The following is a 4,065-nucleotide window of genomic DNA, read 5'->3' as shown; positions in this document are numbered from 1 at the left end:
GACGATGTAACGCTTCTGACTCATAATGATCTTCCTGGATTTGAGTCACCTTACCAGAAATAACCCCACCAGGCAAAGTTCCCTTGGCAGACTACTAGGGCCTAGGGGGCAAATCATACTCGAATTCAGCAACGCCGGATTTTATCAGGTTAAAAACGGTGATTTTGAATAACTTGCATCTTTGGATACCTCGCATCTATCTTGCAGCTAAGATAAGCGACGAGTTCTGAACTATGAGGCCTCCTGGCTCTCGATCGGAACCCAAACCGAGACAGAGCCGCCCTTACAGGAGAACTCGCCCCAGCCGTACTCATCGGTCATCACAGGTCTAGCAATGTGTTCAGTGATGTCGATATAAAGACGGTTGGGCTGACCCACCTCCATCCATTTACTGCCGCCTGCCCCGTTGCTCAGCACCACTGCCATGCCACCCGGATGATCAGCGTTGCCAATGCGCGTCCAGCCAATCAGATTCGGATGATCAAAATAGTCATACTGGGAACCATAGGCATAGTTGCTCCGCGCCCATAGAAACTTGTCGATGATCCAGCGGTGACAGTCGAGCCAGATTTCGTGTTCGTTGCCGTCGTTGCCGCAGTCGCGATAGTGTGACCCGTAATAGTCGGCGTAGAAAACGCAGGGGTAGCCTTCGCGCCGCAGCAGGATTAAGGAGTAAGCGATCGGCTTAAACCAGGATTCCACGACCGATTCAAGCGACTGAAGCGGCTGGGAATCGTGATTGTCTACCAGCGTCACAGCGAGCGAAGGCTGCTGCTGCACCAGCGTATTGTCAAAAATCTGACGCATATCGTAGTGTTCACCACTTCGACTTGCCGCATGAAAATTGTAGTGGAGCGGCGCATCAAACAGAGCCACTTTTCCCTGGGTGAGCGAAATGAAATAGTGCAGTGCCTCAATTTCGTAAGACCAGTATTCGCCCACGGCAAACAGATCGCGCTGGGCATAGTGGCGAATGTGCTCAAACCAATCGTGGAAAAACTCGGCGGCAACGTGCTTCACCGCATCAAAGCGGAACCCGTCCACGTCGGTCAAGTCCATCAGCCATTCACCCCAATACTTTAATTCGCCGCGCACTTCGGGGTGTTCCATGTCCAGGTCGCAGCCCATCAGATAGTCATAGCTGCCTTTTTCCAGGTCAACGTTATCGTCAAACTGTTTGCCCTGGAGCAGATAAATGGCTTGCTCGTGCTCGTTCCATGAGTTGTAGTCGATCGCGTCAAAATGCCACCAGTGCCACTTCATGCTGGAGTATTTGTCGCCGCGTCCCGGAAAGTTAAAGTGCGTCCAGGCTTTAATTTTTTGATAGTCCCCGATCGGCGAGTAGCGATCTTCAGGATGAAACGGTGTAGCTTCAATTTCTTCCTGTTCGTCTGCGCCCATTTTGTGATTGAATACCACATCGGCATAAACGCGCAGTCCAGCTTGGTGTGCCGCTTTAATCGATCGCAAATATTCGTCTTTTGTGCCGTACTTTGTCCGAACCGTTCCCTTTTGATTAAATTCGCCTAAGTCGAATAAATCATATGCGCCATATCCTGGGTCTTCTACACCTGCATGACCTTTGTAGGCAGGCGGGAGCCAAAGTGACGTAATTCCCGCTTTCGCCAGATCAGCCGCATTTTTCTCAAGTTCTTTCCACAGGCTGCCGTCGCTCGGCACATACCAGTGGAAATATTGCATCATAACCCCATTCGGTTCAGACATTGGCTTATTGTAGTGGATTCAAAATAATGAAATTCGGCAAAATCAATCCGGGCAAAAACGCACACAAAAACGCACAGTAAATAATCGCTTGAGATGCTGACCCGTGCAAAAACTCCCTCAAAACTTCCAGGGTTTTTGCAAGCTGGGCAAACGCTCAAACTTTATTCCTGTGATATGAAATTTACTGGAGCGATCGGCTCTATGCCATCCATCGAAAGACTTTACTGTGGTGTCTGTCCTGGGATAGGCTATCGCTAAAAACGCAAGCCGCAATGTCAGAACTTAATGTCAAAACTAAATATCAAAACTGCAATCGAAGGGTGAAGAAATCAGGTTAGATTAAAGGCAAGATTTACAATAAGGTAGACTGATCCCCGGCGTTTTCCGCTAACACTTCCGGCGGTAAAACAGCGATCGGCGGCAGCATTAAAAACTTGATTAGCATTCCGGTCAGGGTCATCAGCAGAATTACGACAAATCCCATTTCCAGATAGTTCGGAACTGCAAAAGCAAGCTCCAAGTGATTGAGCTGACTAGATTTGAGCTGCCAAGAGAGCTGCTTGCCCTGCTGTCGCATAATGATCCCTTTGGGCAACTGCGAATTAGCCGGATTAGCTACGCCATTGGCTGTTAAAACTCCGATGGCGGTGGGAGCTGTGAGGCGAAATTCCAGCTCCAGAAACTCATCCGAATTGAGTGCGGGATCTGACTGCGCGATGAGTTTTTTGATCGATCGAAAGTCAAAGTCCAGGGTCAAGCGTTCTCGCTCGCGAAACAGTCCATGACGAGTCTGCACCTGCATACGAATCGGCAAATTGAGCGGTTTTTGCTTGCGCTGGCTCCAGTAGCCGCCCTTAAGGGGAATCGTCCCCGGTGGCTGAAAGAACTGGTTGAACCGGGTTTCCAGATCCTTCGCGCTGTAGAAAGGAATTTTGAGCCACAGTTCTTCTTCCGAAACCGCGTTGACCTGTCCGCCAAACTGTTGTGCCTTTTCTTTCACACTGTCCAGCCAGCTTGCGGCGATCGTCTCACTTAACCCCGACGGCACTTTCTCAAGCCGAATTCGCTGCACCCACTCCCCATGATTGGCATCCTTAAAGCTCAAGCCCGTTTCATATCGCACACAGCCCGACAGGAAGACGATCGCAATTAGCGCAATTCCCAGCACCCGCAGCCGCATCAACCCATGCCTCAAAGATCGCAGCAAAGTCAAACCCTCCTCTTACTCTCCCCGTGCCGCAACGCCCAGCTTCTCAAATAGAATCGGAGGCAAATAAGCTCCCCCTCCCACCCATTCTGGTGTGTCTCCCAGATCAACCAAGTGCTGAAAGGCTTCAAAAATGCTGCCCGCCACCATTGTATTTTTGACTCGTCCGACGATCTGCCCCTTTTCGACTTTGTAGCCCAGATCCAGGTTGACCGAAAACTCACCTGCCAACTGGTTTGACTGACCCGCGCCCAACACCTGATCCACAATTAAGCCTTCGTCCATGCTGGCAATGAGCCGATCGATCGACGTACTGCCCGGAGCCATACAGAGATTCACCATATCAGGAGCCGGACGCGATAAGCCGCCCCGAAACCCGTTTCCGGTAGACTGTTTGCCTGCTCTGGCTGCCCAGCGGCGATCCCAGTAAAAACCCTGCACGGTTCCGGCTTCGATGTATGCCTTCTTGTGGGTCGGGGTTCCTTCGTCGTCAAACGTACAGGCAGAGACGCCTAGACTCGGATCTTCAAAGATGTTCAGGCGCTCGTCAAACAGCTTTTCACCCACCTTATCCGCCAGCGGCGAGGCTTTTTGCACCACTGCCTGACCCGACAGCACCGTATCAAACAAACCGCCGATCGTGCTAGCGACTGCTCTGGGCAGAAACAACACCGGATAGGAGCCGCTCTGAATCGTTGCGCCGTGTTCGGCTCGCTGAAATTTTTGCAGTAGCTCGTTCAGGATGCGATCGTAGCTGGGAATGCCATCACGCGCCACGTCGTAGCTGTATGCCTCCAGAAAATCCTCGCCTCGCACCAAATTGCCGGAAACACTGGCACTCATGGTCTGGGTACTGCGCTCAGCGTAAACATCTTGATGGGTAGCAAGTTTGACTGTGCCCGATCGCACGTGAAAATTCACCCCCACCAGCACGTCTGGGTTATAGCGATGCACTTCCTGAATTAGAAACTCGCCCACCTCTACTAACTCAGAGGTAGCAGGCGGCTGAAAGCTCGATTGACCAGAACCGTCCCAGGCATGAAAGTTCGCGGCAAATTCGTACTCGACCAGACTGCCAATTTCTGAAGTTTGCACTGCCGCATCTACCAGATCTTCTAATCGCGTCAAATCAG

General features: G+C 51.3%; 3 protein-coding genes. All 3 read right to left on the bottom strand.

Annotated features, from left to right (window positions below):
* Positions 1 to 231: 231 nt before the first annotated feature.
* A complete protein-coding gene (locus H6F80_RS15010) occupies positions 232 to 1,725 on the bottom strand; it encodes an alpha-amylase (protein WP_190792338.1) in 1,494 nt (497 codons plus the stop codon).
* Positions 1,726 to 2,077: 352 nt separating this feature from the next.
* On the bottom strand, positions 2,078 to 2,932 hold the full coding sequence (locus tag H6F80_RS15005) for a DUF3153 domain-containing protein (RefSeq protein WP_190792337.1): 855 nt from the start codon (positions 2,930 to 2,932) through the stop codon (positions 2,078 to 2,080).
* Between the two features lie 15 nt (positions 2,933 to 2,947).
* Positions 2,948 to 4,065 (bottom strand): TldD/PmbA family protein (locus tag H6F80_RS15000; protein WP_190792336.1); only part of this gene is annotated, 1,118 nt, incomplete at its 5' end.

The organism is Leptolyngbya sp. FACHB-711, assembly GCF_014695615.1.
In the GTDB taxonomy this organism is placed as follows: domain Bacteria; phylum Cyanobacteriota; class Cyanobacteriia; order Elainellales; family Elainellaceae; genus Leptolyngbya_A.
Note: the sequence above shows the minus strand (reverse complement) of the source record. Positions and strands in the feature narration are given on the sequence as shown.

Coding starts and splice junctions, on each gene's coding strand:
- H6F80_RS15010 (WP_190792338.1), bottom strand. CDS start 1,725: ATGTCTGAACCGAATGGGGTTATGATGCAATATTTCCACTGGTATGTG.